15 protein-coding genes are annotated in these 14,700 nt (G+C 42.8%); 8 read left to right on the plus strand and 7 right to left on the minus strand.

Annotated features, from left to right (window positions below; translation table 11 throughout):
* The 7 genes from GT1_RS06930 to GT1_RS06960 all read left to right on the plus strand — a co-directional run bounded on the left by GT1_RS06930 (position 1) and on the right by GT1_RS06960 (position 6,911).
* Positions 1-1,068, plus strand: coding sequence for a 3-methyl-2-oxobutanoate dehydrogenase subunit VorB (locus GT1_RS06930; protein ID WP_188398098.1), 1,068 nt, complete (start codon positions 1-3; stop codon positions 1,066-1,068).
* On the plus strand, positions 1,069-1,821 hold the full coding sequence (locus tag GT1_RS06935; RefSeq protein ID WP_188398099.1) for a thiamine pyrophosphate-dependent enzyme: 753 nt from the start codon (positions 1,069-1,071) through the stop codon (positions 1,819-1,821).
* Positions 1,818-2,354: a 2-oxoacid:acceptor oxidoreductase family protein gene (locus tag GT1_RS06940; protein ID WP_075755627.1), complete on the plus strand. Its 537-nt coding sequence runs from the start codon at positions 1,818-1,820 to the stop codon at positions 2,352-2,354. The genes GT1_RS06935 and GT1_RS06940 overlap by 4 nt, the downstream gene beginning before the upstream one ends.
* Positions 2,355-2,642: 288 nt before the next feature.
* Complete coding sequence (locus GT1_RS06945) at positions 2,643-4,004, plus strand: sensor domain-containing diguanylate cyclase (RefSeq protein WP_188398100.1); 1,362 nt, start codon at positions 2,643-2,645, stop codon at positions 4,002-4,004.
* A 62-nt stretch (positions 4,005-4,066) separates the two neighbouring features.
* Positions 4,067-4,783 carry a bifunctional 2-polyprenyl-6-hydroxyphenol methylase/3-demethylubiquinol 3-O-methyltransferase UbiG gene (locus tag GT1_RS06950; protein WP_075755625.1) on the plus strand — a complete coding sequence of 239 codons (717 nt, stop codon included), beginning with the start codon at positions 4,067-4,069 and terminating at the stop codon, positions 4,781-4,783.
* A 111-nt stretch (positions 4,784-4,894) separates the two neighbouring features.
* On the plus strand, positions 4,895-5,818 hold the full coding sequence (locus GT1_RS06955; protein WP_075755624.1) for a patatin-like phospholipase family protein: 924 nt from the start codon (positions 4,895-4,897) through the stop codon (positions 5,816-5,818).
* Positions 5,819-5,897: 79 nt separating this feature from the next.
* A complete protein-coding gene (locus GT1_RS06960; protein WP_188398101.1) occupies positions 5,898-6,911 on the plus strand; it encodes a hypothetical protein in 1,014 nt (337 codons plus the stop codon).
* A gap of 133 nt (positions 6,912-7,044) precedes the next feature.
* Here GT1_RS06960 and GT1_RS06965 read toward each other — a convergent pair whose 3' ends face one another.
* From GT1_RS06965 to GT1_RS06975, 3 genes are all read right to left on the minus strand, one after another.
* Complete coding sequence (locus tag GT1_RS06965) at positions 7,045-7,428, minus strand: spore coat protein (protein WP_188398102.1); 384 nt, start codon at positions 7,426-7,428, stop codon at positions 7,045-7,047.
* 24 nt (positions 7,429-7,452) lie between these two features.
* Complete coding sequence (locus tag GT1_RS06970) at positions 7,453-7,689, minus strand: ferritin family protein (protein WP_083945472.1); 237 nt, start codon at positions 7,687-7,689, stop codon at positions 7,453-7,455.
* Between the two features lie 402 nt (positions 7,690-8,091).
* Positions 8,092-8,415, minus strand: coding sequence for a LysM domain-containing protein (locus GT1_RS06975; protein ID WP_188398103.1), 324 nt, complete (start codon positions 8,413-8,415; stop codon positions 8,092-8,094).
* A gap of 154 nt (positions 8,416-8,569) precedes the next feature.
* Between GT1_RS06975 and lexA the strand changes: the two genes are divergently transcribed.
* Positions 8,570-9,196: a transcriptional repressor LexA gene (lexA, locus tag GT1_RS06980; protein WP_188398104.1), complete on the plus strand. Its 627-nt coding sequence runs from the start codon at positions 8,570-8,572 to the stop codon at positions 9,194-9,196.
* Positions 9,197-9,361: 165 nt separating this feature from the next.
* On the opposite strand, the gene GT1_RS06985 is transcribed toward lexA, so the two are convergent.
* The 4 genes from GT1_RS06985 to GT1_RS07000 all read right to left on the minus strand — a co-directional run bounded on the left by GT1_RS06985 (position 9,362) and on the right by GT1_RS07000 (position 14,700).
* Positions 9,362-10,642, minus strand: coding sequence for a VanW family protein (locus tag GT1_RS06985; protein ID WP_223226095.1), 1,281 nt, complete (start codon positions 10,640-10,642; stop codon positions 9,362-9,364).
* Between the two features lie 226 nt (positions 10,643-10,868).
* A complete protein-coding gene (locus GT1_RS06990; protein WP_188398105.1) occupies positions 10,869-11,690 on the minus strand; it encodes a PRC-barrel domain-containing protein in 822 nt (273 codons plus the stop codon).
* Between the two features lie 31 nt (positions 11,691-11,721).
* Positions 11,722-13,335, minus strand: a complete 1,614-nt coding sequence (locus GT1_RS06995) for a tol-pal system YbgF family protein (RefSeq protein ID WP_188398106.1) — start codon at positions 13,333-13,335, stop codon at positions 11,722-11,724.
* A gap of 123 nt (positions 13,336-13,458) precedes the next feature.
* Complete coding sequence (locus tag GT1_RS07000) at positions 13,459-14,700, minus strand: methionine gamma-lyase family protein (protein WP_188398107.1); 1,242 nt, start codon at positions 14,698-14,700, stop codon at positions 13,459-13,461.

The raw sequence follows: 14,700 nt of genomic DNA on the forward strand, positions 1-14,700 counted from the left end.
GTGGCAGAAAAAGTATTAATGAAAGGCAATGAGGCCATTGCGGAAGCCGCTATTGTTGCCGGTTGCCGCCATTACTTTGGCTATCCGATAACGCCGCAAACCGAGTTGACTGAATACATGTCCAAAAGAATGCCGCAGATTAATGGCGTTTTTCTGCAAGCAGAAAGTGAAGTGGCTGCCATTAATATGGTATATGGTGCTGCCGGCGCCGGCGCCAGGGTAATGACATCTTCATCCAGTCCGGGAATAAGCTTAAAGATGGAGGGGATTTCTTATATTGCCGGTGCTGAACTTCCTTGTGTTATTGTCAATATTGTCCGTGGCGGTCCCGGTTTAGGCGGTATCCAGCCGGCACAGTCAGACTACTTTCAGGCTACGAAAGGCGGCGGTCACGGCGATTACCGGAATATAGTGCTTGCACCTAATTCAGTTCAAGAAATGGTGGATATGACAATACTGGCGTTTGATCTCGCTGACAAATACCGTAATCCGGTTATGCTGTTAGGTGATGGTGCACTGGGCCAAATGATGGAGCCGGTTGCTTTCAATGTCAGTGAAGCAAAACCTGTTGTTAAACCCTGGGCAGCAACCGGACTAAGAGGCCGCACCACCCCTAATATCATTAACTCACTGCATCTGCAGCCTGAAAAGCTGGAGCAGCATAACATCCATCTCCAGAACAAATACGCTCAAGTCAGCGCCAACGAAGTACGGTATGAAGAATTATATACAGAAGATGCCGAACTGGTACTGGTGGCCTATGGAATTACCTCACGCATTGCCCGTTCAGCAATGGAAAAAGCCAGGAATGAAGGTCTGAAAGTAGGCATGCTGCGCCCAATTACCCTATGGCCTTTCCCCGCAGAGCCCTTCGCAATAGCAGCAAAGAAGGCAACCGCTTTCCTGACACTGGAATTAAGCGCCGGTCAAATGATTGAAGACGTACGTTTAGCTGTTAACGGAGCTAAACCGGTATACTTCTATGGACGTACCGGTGGTATGATCCCCAGTCCCAAAGCAGTCTATGAGCAGATTGTCAATATCTTCAACGGTAAGGAGGGGAGATAAATGGCCGAAAAAATTTTTTCCAGGCCTCAAGGACTGAAAGACGTTGCTTTTCACTACTGCCCGGGCTGCCATCACGGCATTATTCACCGGCTGGTTGCTGAAGTGCTGGATGAACTGGATGTACGTGATAAAGCTATTGGCGTAGCTCCTGTTGGCTGCTCAGTATTAGCGTATGAATACTTTAACTTTGATGCATTTGAAGCCGCTCACGGCCGTGCACCTGCGGTTGCTACCGGGGTGAAACGCGTCCATCCGGATGCCGTTGTCTTTACCTATCAAGGTGATGGAGATCTGGCAGCCATTGGGTGTGCCGAAATTGTTCACGCCGCTGCCAGAGGTGAAAAAATTACTACCATTTTTGTCAATAACGCCATTTACGGTATGACTGGCGGCCAAATGGCACCAACAACCCTCGTAGGGCAAGTGACCAATACTTCACCTTATGGCAGAAATGCCGACTCTACAGGCCATCCGATAAGAGTTTCTGAAATGCTGGCTACTCTTGATGGAGCAAAATTTATCTCCCGCGTGGCTGTTAATACTCCTGGTAACATGGCGAAAGCCAAAGCAGCCATAAAAAAAGCCTTCGAGGTACAAATCCGCGGCGAGGGGTTTGCTTTAGTTGAAATACTGTCAACCTGTCCGACCAACTGGGGCATGAGCCCGGTGGAAGCGGCTAAATGGCTGGAACAAAATCTAATCTCCTATTACCCCCTGGGTGTATACAAAACTGCAGAGGGGGCAGCAAAATGACTCATGAAATAATACTAGCCGGATTTGGCGGTCAAGGTGTCATGCTTATGGGGCAAATTTTGACTTATGCCGGCATGATTGAAAACAAACAGGTATCCTGGATTCCTTCCTATGGTCCCGAAATGCGAGGCGGCACAGCCAATTGCTCAGTAATTGTCTCCGAAGAACCAATAGGTGCCCCGATAGTATCTGAACCGAATTTGGTAGTGGCAATGAATTTACCTTCACTGGATAAATTTGAGCCAATGCTGCAGCCGGGCGGCATATTAATAATCAATAGCTCTCTCATTGAGCAGGCGGCCAAAAGAACCGATATCAAAGTATATCCGGTGCCGGCTAATGATATAGCTGCCGAGCTTGGCAATTCCAGGACCGCAAACATGGTGATTGTCGGAGCAATTATTGCTGCCAGCAAAGTAGTATCCGATGATGCCGTATTAAAAGCCTTTGCCAAAATGTTTGCTCAAAAACCTGAATTATTAGCGATTAATGAGCAGGCTATTCACCGGGGTATGGAATATATACACCGCTAACTATTATATATATAAATAAAGAACTGCCTTGAAAAAATGAAATGAACCCTCGTCCTTTCATTCCACTGGGCAGTTCTTTATTTCTTCTATTTCTTTATTACCATAATTCCATTAAAACAGGGGAGGATTTTTTACAGTAAATAGCGAAACTTTAGTAAATAATTAGAATGAGTGAGATGATTGCTAGTGAATGGTCAAATATATACAGCCATGTTAAATACTATTGTTAATGCACAACCGTCAGTACTTGTAACACTTGATGCTGCCGGTACTATTTCACATATTTACATGACAGAACGATCACAAGCCTCACTAGCATTTTTGATCGGCAAAAACTTTGCAAAACTGCTCCGGCTTATATTTGGTTTAAAAACCACTGAACTTCTTTGCCATGCCATTAACACTTGCCGGCTTTCCCAGCAGCAAACTACCATTTCTCAATTAAAACACATTACCGGAAAACATTTAGTCGAGTATTTTAACTGTAGTTTTGCTCCGGCCCCTGAACAACAGGTTGTAGTGCTTTTTCAAAAGGTCACTGAGAATGTATTATTTCAAGAAGAGTTTTGCAGTATTGCGGAACAGCATGAAACCCTGAACCAGGATCTATGTATAGCTATGGCTAATCTTGATTTTCAGTTAATGGATTTAGAGCAGGCGCATAAAAAATTGTCGGCGCTATACCGGATAACGTCCATTATTCAAAAAACCGTTAATGAAAAAGAAGTTCTGGAAGAAATAGTAGTCGGTATAACCCGCGAACTGGGATTTGCCAATGCTGCAATATTTTTACTTGATCCTACCTCACAAGAATTAGTAAATAAAGCCCATCGTGGCTATTATAATGATCAAGTGCGTATTATGGTGGGGCAGGGAATCATTGGTAATGCCGCATTATCCCGTGAACTTATTTATGTTCCGAATACCAAGCTCGAACCGCGCTATATTCCCGGCACTTCAAACGGTTTTAGCGAAATAGCTATTCCGCTGATAGTTGGTGACCAGGTAATTGGCGTCCTTGATGTTGAAGCCTCGGAAGATCACATTCTTAAAGAGTATGACCTTAACTTGCTGCGTTCCTTAGCCAGTCAGATAGCCATGACTATCGCTCATGCAAGCCATGTAACCAAAGCTTGCGTAGAGGCTTCAACTGACGGCTTAACCAATGTATATAATTACCGTCACTTCCGCAACATCTTTAATCAGGAATTTAAAAGGGCAACCCGCTACCAGCGCCCGCTTTCTTTGCTGATGATTGATATCGATCATTTTAAGCACTATAATGATCTTAATGGGCATTTGCAGGGTGACGATGCTCTTAAGGCTGTTGCAGATCTTATTCGTCAGCATTGCCGGGATACTGACTTTGTATTTCGTTATGGCGGGGAAGAATTTGTGGTGCTGCTGCCGGAAACCATTGTAACGCAAGCTCACATCATTGCTGAGCGAATACGGCAAGAGATTGCCGGATATCCATTTCAAAACGGCAAAGCCCAGCCTGGTGGGGCACTCACGGTTAGTATTGGCATAGCCGGCTATCCTAATGATGCGTACAGTGAAATGGAGCTCATAGCTTGCGCCGATGCCGCGTTGTATTCCGTAAAACGTGCTGATAGAAACCGTAGTTGCTTATATAGTGACCAGCCTTAGCTGCACAACTGTAGCCAAAGAAAGGTTACAAATGAAAAGTATGTACTGGTGGTGTGTCAAGAGTGACTCGTGAAGTGATAGGCGATTATAAGGCATATTCCTTAGCTGGCACAGACCGGGAGGTACGCTTTATTACCGATGTGTTAAACTTAAATCCTGGCCAATCCATCCTGGATTTATACTGCGGCTATGGCCGCCATGCAATAGAATTGGCTAAACAAGGTTTTGTGGTAACCGGAGTAGACGCTACCAAAGATTTTTTAGATATAGCTGCACAAAAAGCCAAAGAAGCCAACGTAAATATGGCCTTCGAACAGAAGGACATGCGAGACCTCGACTACGAACAACAGTTCGCCGCCGTAATCAATATGTTTGCAGCTTTTGGCTACTTTACCGATGATGAAAATGCCAATATTATCAAATTAGTCGCTAAGGCACTCCAGCCAGAAGGCCTGTTTCTAATTGATTTACTGAATAAAGACTGGATGCTTCGCAACAGTTTAAACCGCTATTGGCGGCACCCAAGCGGCGAATATGTACTCTCCTATAAGGTCGAGCTGGAAAAGGGTATTGCTACCATGAAGCGTCAGTTAATTAATCAAGTTACCGGTGCCAAAACTCAGTATGAATTTGTTTTAAGAGCCTACTCACTGCCTGAAATGGCTGATATATTCAGCTATTGCGGTCTTTCCGTTATAGCAACTTACGGAGGTTTTGACGGTCGCGCCTACAGTTCTGAAACTCCGCGTATGATAATTCTCGCGAAAAAAATACCTTAGACAGCAGAGCAGAGGCTATGTAAGCCTCTGTTTTTTACTGTTTATCCATATCACAGTCTCGCTGCTTTCTCATAACATAATAGAGAAGGGAAATATGCGAGGTGAGCGCCAATGATTATCACTATTAATAACCTTCCACGAGGCTCCCGTCCCACGGTAGGAGTTGCTTTAAGCGGCGGCGGGCTAAGAGGCACTTCACATATCGGTGTGCTTAAAGCCTTACATGATCATAACATACCGATTGACTATATTTCCGGAACCAGCGCCGGGGCCATCGTTGCCAGCATGTATGCTTGCGGTTATTCACCGCAGCAAATGCAGTCCATTATTCAGAGTATTAATGTTCCTGATTTGGTAGATTTAAAAATTACTACTTCTGATTTGTTCAAGCATGGATTCAAATGGCTGGTGCACGGCAAATTCCGTTTTTGGTCAGTATTGCCCACAGGCCTGCTCAAAGGAGAAAAAATTGAAAAGTTTTTTACAAACTTATGGCAGCAGAAAACTGTTCGCGATACTAAAATACCGCTTGCTGTAACTGCCGTTGACATACATTCTGCCGATACCGTTTTTTTCACATCACCGTTACCCCCAAATCGAGCTATCCTTAATGCCAGATACTATCATAATGCACTGCTGTGTGAAGCCGTCAGAGCCAGCATTTCCATACCAGGAGTATTTTATCCGAAAAAATATCGTGGAATGACACTGGTTGATGGAGCTGTAAAAAACAACCTGCCTACAGACATTTTGAATCATATGGGTGCTGATAAGATTATCGGCGTTGACTTAGGCTATAATGGTCAGACAAATCATGAAATTAATTCCGTAGGTGAAATACTAATGCAATGTATTGAGATTATGGGCAGAGAAGTTACACTAATAAAATCTGAACAATATGCTGATGTTATTATCAGACCTCAGACCTACGATTTAAACCATAAGGATTTTAAACAGTCCCAGGAATTTATTAAACGCGGTTACCTGGCAACACTTGAAAAAATAAAGGAAATTAAAGGCATGCTATCAGGCTGATTACAGTTTCTTGTTCATTTTCCCCTGCATATCATACATTAAGTTGGCTTCCGAAAAGCCAGAGCAGGGAGGCAGGGGAATGAATAAACTAGATATACCTGTACTATTTCGCGAGCTTTTCAAATCTCACAATCTGCAAGATAACCTAGTCGGGGTTGGTCAGGGTCACAAATTTATCCGTGGTGAAAACACAGGAAAAGAGGCACTAACAATCCTTGTCAGAAAAAAATATCCCAAATCGGACTTACAGCGCAATGCCATATTACCTAAAATAATGGCTGGTGTAGCTACCGATATAATAGAAGTAGGGGAAATCCGGCTATTAAACCAGCGAACCGGGTTTTGCCGTCCAGCCCAACCGGGAATAAGTCTTGGCCATTATAAAATTTCAGCAGGCACCTTTGGCGCTGTTGTCAAAGATAAAATTACCGGCGAGCCTCTGATATTATCAAATAATCACGTGTTAGCGAATATTACCAACGGAATTGACAAGCGCGCCAGCATCGGTGATCCGATTATCCAGCCCGGAACCTATGACGGTGGTAAAGTAGCAGACTCTATTATTGCTCATTTACGCCATTTTGTACCTATATACCGTGAAAAATCATGTCCGCAATGCAGAATTGCCCGAACCTTTGAAGTGTTACTTAATCATTGTCTTCGCATCGTTCGGCCTAACTATCAGGTGCAGTTTATGCGTAACAGCGAAAAGTTAAATCTGGTCGATTGTGCGGTAGCAGCTCCGCTAAATGCAGAAGACATTAGTGCGGAAATATTAGAGTTTGGCTTGATAGCCGGTATTAAACAACCCACACTGGGCCTGGCGATTAAAAAGAGCGGCCGAACTACCGGTATAACACATAGTCAAATCATAGCCACAGATGTGACACTCAAAGTGGGCATGAATAACTATGAATACGGCGTATTTACTGATCAGATATTAGCCGGACCGATGAGTATGCCTGGTGATAGCGGGGCATTAATTTTGACTGACGACAATTATGCAGTAGGCTTATTATTTGCTGGGTCCGAACAGGCAACCATGCTTAATAAAATTGAGCATGTGCTGGAAACGCTTAATGTAACTTTCTAATTAAATTAAACTAAAAATAAATAAAATAAATATAGTAAAACAAAACAGGGCTACCAGCTTATCTTATAAATAAATAGAAAATAAATAAGAAAACCAGGATAAACTCCTGGTTTTTCAGCATGCAGCTATTCGATTATGCGTACGGATACTCGTTGTTATGTGATTTAGAGTGATAACCATAATAATTATGGTTATCATCCTGATATTTTCTTTTCTTCGATTTTACATGGAAGGTTTTTTTCGACTGGAGTCTTTGTTCTTGCTCAGCAGGATTATACCAACCCTTTTCCTGCATAACGGAAAATAGAGTATAGGCGTTTTCGTGCTCATCCTGCTGGAATTCCTCCATTGCATTATGAACCGTGATATTAGAGGATTCCATTATGGCATGCTCATACAAATGGGAAAGATGTTTCTCCATATTAAGCAAGTCAAGCATCATATCACGGTCAGAAAGTCTGCCGCGATTGTTTGGGGTATAATTATTATTATTGTTATAACGTCTCTTAGTGCCCACAGATTCACCTCGTTTCAAAGTTAATTACTGATATTGCTGGGATGAGAAAGATCTTCCCATCAGTTGTTTCAACCTATCGGCATGATGGCTCTTATTCATAGAAATGCTAAATAATAAGTTTTTCAACTCATTATCCTGGCATTGATCTGCATAGGCGCTATACTTGGCAAATGCCAGATTTTCCATTTGCAGAGCATCTTCCAAGTACATTTTTTCTTTTTGAGTAAGTTTTTGGGAGTAATTGTTGCCGTAATATGCCAATTTCTTCACCTCCAATTTGTTAGATATGTAATTTCATTCTAGTTTTTTCTTTATAGGAGTCTATTATTCAGAATAAAAGGGACAATATGTCTGGGAATGTATTCCTGTGATCGCCTGATTGCCATAGATTAGCAAACAGGTGTTCGCATGATAAATAATATTAATATATTGATTAGTTTAATGCATTCGTTTACGATATGGTTACTCATAAAGATTAGTTGCGATTATGACCGCAACTAAAACGCAAGAATAGCGATCATACGTTTTCCGGCAAAAAATTTATATTTTCATAGCAAACGCAAAAAGCGAGATCACCAAAAGAAAGCTTTTTGCCACTCCCTCAGCCTTAACTTAACATAATAGATATTATCGGACATAAAATTTTATAAAAAAAGCGGGACACTAGCGTGCTTTAGTGACCCGGACATCATTAGTTTCAATAATTGTATTGGTTACTTTCACGGGAATCTTCAATATTTGACCCGGATATATTGCTACATCATTGCTAAGACCGTTAATTTTCTTTATATCTATAATGACATTGCGGATATCATCTTTCGGTGTAGTGAAATTTGCTGCGATACTCCATACCGAATCACCTGGTTTGACAGATATGGTCTGATAACTTATTGATTTTGAATTTGCTGATGCCGCAGAATAATTATTCCAAACGAAAACCAACAACATGATACCAACAACCATAGTAATAAAATGAAAGTTTTTCATAAATATCACTCTCCAGAACATATGTTTGCTTTATTATAGCACGCACATATGTTCTGGTCAATATCGCCACATAAAAAAACGAACGAATGTTTGCATTTTATGATTATAATGTTATAATAGTAAATAGAATTAATTATTGCTTGGTGGTGTTCCAATGACTGTTAATAAAGAAACCTTACTTAATACCCGGCAAAAACAGATATTAAAATATATTAAAGAAACTCTTCGCACTAAAGGCTACCCGCCTTCAGTACGGGAAATCGGCGAAGCTGTCGGATTAAGTTCCAGTTCAACTGTACATAGTTATTTGTCTAAACTTGAGGCATTGGGTTTTATTCGCAGAGATCCAACAAAACCACGCGCCATTGACGTATTAGACGAGGCTCCCTGGCGTCAGAAAAATATTACTCCGGTACCGTTGGTAGGACGGGTAACAGCCGGTACGCCTATTTTAGCTGTGGAAAATATTGAGGAAACATATCCCCTCCCTACTGAACTAATAGGCAATGATGATGTTTTTATGCTCACTGTTCAAGGTGATAGTATGATTGAAGCTGGAATTCTGGATGGTGATTATATTCTTATCCGCAGCCAAAATACTGCACGGAACGGTGACATTGTAGTCGCGCTTATTGATGAAGAAGAAGCCACTGTAAAACGCTTTTTTAAAGAAAAGGACTGTATCCGCTTACAACCGGAAAACCCCGCTATGGAACCCATCTATTCACGCCAGGTCACTATATTGGGTAAAGTGATCGGGGTATTCCGTCGTCTTCAATAATTAATTATATTTACCTATGTGAAAAAGCAGCTTCACTAACTAATAGTGAGCTGCTTTTTATTATCCCAACAGAAAGTATAACTTTCTTAAGAGCAGGATCAACACGGCTTGCGCCGTCGCCGAAGGCTCGGCGCAAGCCGTGTTTTCTTTATAAATATATAAGTCCTATTTTTGAGGCTGCTCTGGCGGAATTTTACTGCCAATCCGTACTATCTTATCTACTGGTATAAATTCATCTGATCCTAAAAACTCCTGGCTGACAATCTTGCCGTCTACTTTTTTAATACGATAAGTCGATACTATGAATCCTTTTTGTCCTTCTACTTCGATTATTTCTTTGCCCAGTTCCAATTCAGGATCTTGCTTAATAAAAGTACGAGGTTCCAAAGCCTTTTTATCTTTAACCGCTATATAAATTTCAGGAGAATTCTCCTTGCGTTTACCAAAAACGTTCACAACAAGCTGATTACCAATAACTTCACTGGTAATATAAATATTTTGGGAAAGTGTGTTTCTAAACTTGAAATCCAATTGATTATCCGCTACAGTAGCATCCTGTCCTAAAGGTACATAGGCGGGTGGCCGAAAATGGGAAGTTCGCTCTTCAATACCCAGGTCGGCTAACAAGATAGCATTATAAAGAGTACTGCTGACCTGGCATACGCCGCCTCCCCAATCAGGAACCAGCATGCCGTTAATATATACAGGGGCTTCTTTATAACCGAATTTAGATAAGCGTAAACCTACAATAGTATTAAAAGAAAATACATCCCCTGTTCTAAGCAAAGTACCGTTAATGCTTTTGGCAGCCAGTAAGACGTTTTGTGTACGATTATAATCCTTAGGGTCAAACTGTGTAGTATAGGAAGCAATTATTCCATCAATGTGTACCAGATCTTGAGACACAATTGGCGGTACAATTTCTTCTACAATTACAGGAAGCACAAAGCTAAGTTTGGTATTAAGCGTCGCAGTAGCTTCAGCCAAAGTTCCGGCGATATTAACCTTACGGCCTATTACCTCCGGAACTATTTCAATATTTGAAGTACCGATTAGTTTTATCCGGGAATTATGCGGTTGCCGGTCTATGCTCTTAGCAATGGCTGCAATAATATCATATAGCTTATCATTATTATATTGGACTGTCAGGGCCAGACTATGTCCCTTGTTTATCGCAATATACCGTTCCTGCAGCTGATGTATGATATTGCCTTTCCGGCCTACCTCATATGCCTGCTGCGCCAGTTTGTCTGCTTGAATAGTAAGTGCAATGTCTTGTGCAGAGATGACCCACTTTTGTTCGTTATAGACGGCTGTAATAAATGGGTTATGTTTGGTACGTTCACTAAAGATGGTGGAAATCTTTCGCTCAGCTTCTGCTGCGGATAAGCCACCGACATGAATATCTCCCACACTAACTCCCTGGTAAATATTATTTGTTACCATAAATGCAGTATTAGCTGCAAGCAAGCTGACTGCACTAAACAGTATGATTATAATTAAAAAGAAAATTATCTTTGTCTTTCTAGATGTTACAGTCTGCACAGGAATACACTTAATCCTTTCATTGCGTTAAGTGCTGGTAATAAAGCAAACTTTCAAAGGTAAAGCAAGCCCCCGCCAGGACAGCGGGGACTTTATTTCCATTTTAACTTTAACGCGTAATTGATTATTATTGAATATTCATCGATAACTCAACAAATTTGCCGGCAAGTTTGGCTTTTTGCAAAACTTCTTCGGTAACTTCGCCACCCTGTTCTATAATTGCTACGCCATTATCGGTTTCGATACGCCGGGCGGCTTTTTTACCAAGCAAAAATTTACGATGTTTATCATCGAATTTTTTAGCGGAATCGTCAGCCGGTTGCTGCTCTTTTTCTTTAACCACTTCCACAGGGGCTGCAGGCACTTCGACCTGAGGAGCCGGAATATTCTCCTCAACCGGTGTGACTACTACCGGTTCAGGCTCAACAGGTTGAGCTGCCACAACAGGAATCTCCGCCTGGTTAGCCGCCGGCGCAGCGTTAGTTACCTCTTCATCAGAAATAATGAGTACTTCTTTGCCAAAAGTAACGATGTTTTGTGCTGCAAGGTCGACAATTTCACCTTCGGTTTTTTCAAGTTCACAAATGTTGATTTTACCGGAGTTATCAATGGTAAACTCATTAATCTTGCCCTCAATTTTACCGCCCTTGGTAAGCACTTTGGTGCCGATAATCTTAACACCGGCGGCAAAGAATGCTTCAAATTCGGGACGGTCAGCAAGGGTTAGGATATCCTGGCTGTTATTAATAGTAACAGCATATTCACCCAAACCGGCAATAGCCTCGAAAGGCAACAGCTTGGCTCCTTGATACCATTTGCCATCATCAATAACTAAGGCCGCAACCGTACCATTAGTATAATTAATAAGAAGCTCTCTAACATGCCCAAATTCCTTACCTTCGGTAATGCTAATAATTGGTTGTCCAACAATTTCTACACTTTTCTTCATTTTATAACCCCCATATATTCTCTTAAGTAAATTAGATATTACCTACATTACGCCACTCTCTAAATTCTTCATCTATTTGATCCAGTATATGTGGCGGAATCTCACAAAAAGGAATATCCCCCAAACGGTTTTGCACTAAAACATTTTTAGTAATACGCAAATAGGCAATGGTACTAATAAACTCTTGCTCCATCATCTTGTCTTGTCTCGTTTGCGAGAGATTCCGACCATCCAAAAATACTTTTATAGCGTCATCATAAGCTCCCCTATTTTTCAGGATGTTGCCAATTTCAACGGTGAGAAAAGGAGCCGCTTCACTAGCAGGATATAAGGTTAAGGCCCGGTTAAAAGCGTTAAATGCGGCGGTATAGTCCTGACTTTCTTTACTTATAAAGGCAAAATCAAGCAAATCATCTAACTCTTCAGATTCAAACTGAATTGCTGCTCCTGCCGGATGATTGTAATCCATGATCAAGTTATCAGCCTCCTGCACAAATGACGATTCTGGCATTTCCAGAAAACTTTCTTGTTCTGGTTCGTCTTGGCCGGTTATCTCGTCAGACATTGGTTGCCATACTTCTGTTGCTTCAATTCCAGAGAGTTCTGCGAGTTCTTTCGCTTGGTCTATCGCTCCGGGCAGTTCTGCCGGTAATTCCGGTGCAAGGGGTTGCTCCCATACAGGTGTAAACTCAGTTACCTCTTCTTCCCCAACCTCATCTAAATTCTCAGTATCTTCTATTACTGCCGGCACTGAACCTTCCTCTTGTGCAACAGGTTGCTCTAATACAGCTGCAAGCTCAGCTACCTCTTCTTCCTGAACATCGTCAAAGGTCTCAGCATCACCTGCTACTGCCTGTACTAAACCATCCTCTTGTACAACAGATTGTTCTAATACAGCTACAGGCTCAGTTACCTCATCTTCCCCAGCTTCGTCAAAGTTCCCGGCATCATCTATTACTGCCTGTATTAAACCATCCTCTTGTGCAACAGGTTGTTCCAATACAGCTACAGGCTCAGTTATCTCATCTTCCCAGGTTTCGTCAGATAGTGCAGCTTCTGTGCTAACCTGATTATCAACATGATCAACAAATGGTCCAGTTACAGTTTGCTCTTCCAGATCAGCCTCATTAACTGTAACTGTCGGCAAAATAACGTCACCTGTTTCTGGTAAGACGGCTTCAGACTCCGGGAGCAATTGACCGGAGGCATTGCTGCTGAGAAAACTGTCTTCCTGCTGCAATACATCACTTGCCGCCGCTTCGTCCACTAGCTTGCTTGCAAAAAGAGTGTCACTTTCCGGGTGGGATTCGTTAGTAACAGTTTGAACGATTCCATCAGATGCAACTGCAAGCGAACATGTTGCCGCGGTTTCAACCTCGCTTCCCCGAGGGGAAGGCTCGTCTTCACATTTGGCAACAAAATACGCAAAAACAACAGCAAAAATTGCCAATACAGCCAAGGTACCTGGCAGACCGGCGAAACCAACAACGATTTTGGGCAGGACTAAGCTAATAAACATCGAGCATACCGCACACAAGAGCAGCGGTCGCAATCGCAAACCCAGCCCGAAGATATTGTTAGCCAACTTATATACAATCAAAGTTGCCGCAAGAATAGCAATCAAACTGGCAATGATATATTCCACACTAAACCACCAAACAGCATATTTTTAGCTACAAGCAGCCATACTTCTGCTGTATTCGACGCTTTTACACTTTTTCCTGTCGCAAAATTACCCAGGTTTAAGAAATATGTAAGAAATGTCAGGTTATAGCTCAGCAATAGCGCTGGCCGCTCCTAAAATACCCAGCATAGCATGTTCAAAGGTTAATCCGCCTTGCAAATAGACAATGTACGGCGGACGCAGCGGACCATCGGCGCTAAGTTCAATAGATGACCCCTGAATAAAAGTGCCGCCTGCCATAATTACCTGGTCTGTATATCCCGGCATCGGCCCAGGCACAGGGTGCACATGCGCATCTACCGGCGAATATTGCTGTAATCCCTGACAAAAAGCAATCATTTTTTCCGGCGACCCTAATTCAATGGCTTGAATAATATCACTGCGTATATCATCAGCTTGCGGCAGTGTTTTATACCCCAGTAAATCAAACAACACAGCCGCAAAGATTGCGCCTTTGAGAGACTGGGCCACAACATGCGGTGCTAAGAATAATCCCTGATATAATAAGCGGCTGTCAGCCAGACTGGCCCCCAGTTCCCCTCCCAATCCGGGTGCTGTTAAACGATAGGCGGCCATATCAACCAAATCACCTTTCCCTGCAATATAGCCGCCGGAAGGCGCGATTCCGCCTCCAGGATTTTTAATCAGCGACCCGGCCATAATGTCAGCTCCCACGGCAGTCGGTTCCAGGGTATCGACAAATTCGCCATAACAGTTGTCCACAAAGCAGATGCATTCAGGATTATGCCGCTTTATTTCAGCACATACGGCTTTAATTTCAGCGATAGAAAGCGGTTTTCTCAGACTATACCCACGTGAGCGTTGGATAAGCGCTATTTTAGTGTTCTTGCGCATATGTCCGGCAATAGCCGCAATATTAACCCCCTCCGGATTCATCGGCAGCTCGCGGTAGCCAATACCGCATTCTTTTAAGGAACCGGGCGTATGAACCTTGTAGCCGATGACGGTTTGCATGGTGTCATAGGGTGCGCCGGTAACTGCCAGCAATTCATCCCCCGGACGCAATAAACCGAATAGCACACAGGCCAAGGCATGGGTGCCTGATACAAACTGAGTGCGTACCAACGCCTTTTCGGCGCCGCCTAGCTCAGCCCAAACCGCTTCCAGGCGTTCCCTCCCGCTGTCCCCATAGCCATAACCGGTTGTTGTCCGGAAAAGGTATTCGGAAACCTGGTGATTACGAAAAGCCTTCAGTACTTTAGCGGTATTTTGTTCGGCAATATCATCTACCGCTGCGAACAGCGGGCGTGCCGTTTCCAGTGCTTTGATTTTAAGGGCGGCAATGTTACTGGGAAATAAGTTCAT

This window comes from Sporomusa sp. GT1 (assembly GCF_014634905.1).
GTDB classification, from domain to species: domain Bacteria; phylum Bacillota; class Negativicutes; order Sporomusales; family Sporomusaceae; genus Sporomusa; species Sporomusa sphaeroides.

What these genes read in the sequence shown, in the direction of transcription:
- GT1_RS06935 (WP_188398099.1), top strand. Translation starts at nt 1,069, where the DNA reads ATGGCCGAAAAAATTTTTTCCAGGCCTCAAGGACTGAAAGACGTTGCT.
- GT1_RS06960 (WP_188398101.1), top strand. Translation starts at nt 5,898, where the DNA reads ATGAATAAACTAGATATACCTGTACTATTTCGCGAGCTTTTCAAATCT.
- GT1_RS06975 (WP_188398103.1), bottom strand. Translation starts at nt 8,415, where the DNA reads ATGAAAAACTTTCATTTTATTACTATGGTTGTTGGTATCATGTTGTTG.
- lexA (WP_188398104.1), top strand. Translation starts at nt 8,570, where the DNA reads ATGACTGTTAATAAAGAAACCTTACTTAATACCCGGCAAAAACAGATA.
- GT1_RS06940 (WP_075755627.1), top strand. Translation starts at nt 1,818, where the DNA reads ATGACTCATGAAATAATACTAGCCGGATTTGGCGGTCAAGGTGTCATG.
- GT1_RS06985 (WP_223226095.1), bottom strand. Translation starts at nt 10,642, where the DNA reads ATGGTAACAAATAATATTTACCAGGGAGTTAGTGTGGGAGATATTCAT.
- GT1_RS06945 (WP_188398100.1), top strand. Translation starts at nt 2,643, where the DNA reads ATGACAGAACGATCACAAGCCTCACTAGCATTTTTGATCGGCAAAAAC.
- GT1_RS06990 (WP_188398105.1), bottom strand. Translation starts at nt 11,690, where the DNA reads ATGAAGAAAAGTGTAGAAATTGTTGGACAACCAATTATTAGCATTACC.
- GT1_RS07000 (WP_188398107.1), bottom strand. Translation starts at nt 14,700, where the DNA reads ATGAACTTATTTCCCAGTAACATTGCCGCCCTTAAAATCAAAGCACTG.
- GT1_RS06955 (WP_075755624.1), top strand. Translation starts at nt 4,895, where the DNA reads ATGATTATCACTATTAATAACCTTCCACGAGGCTCCCGTCCCACGGTA.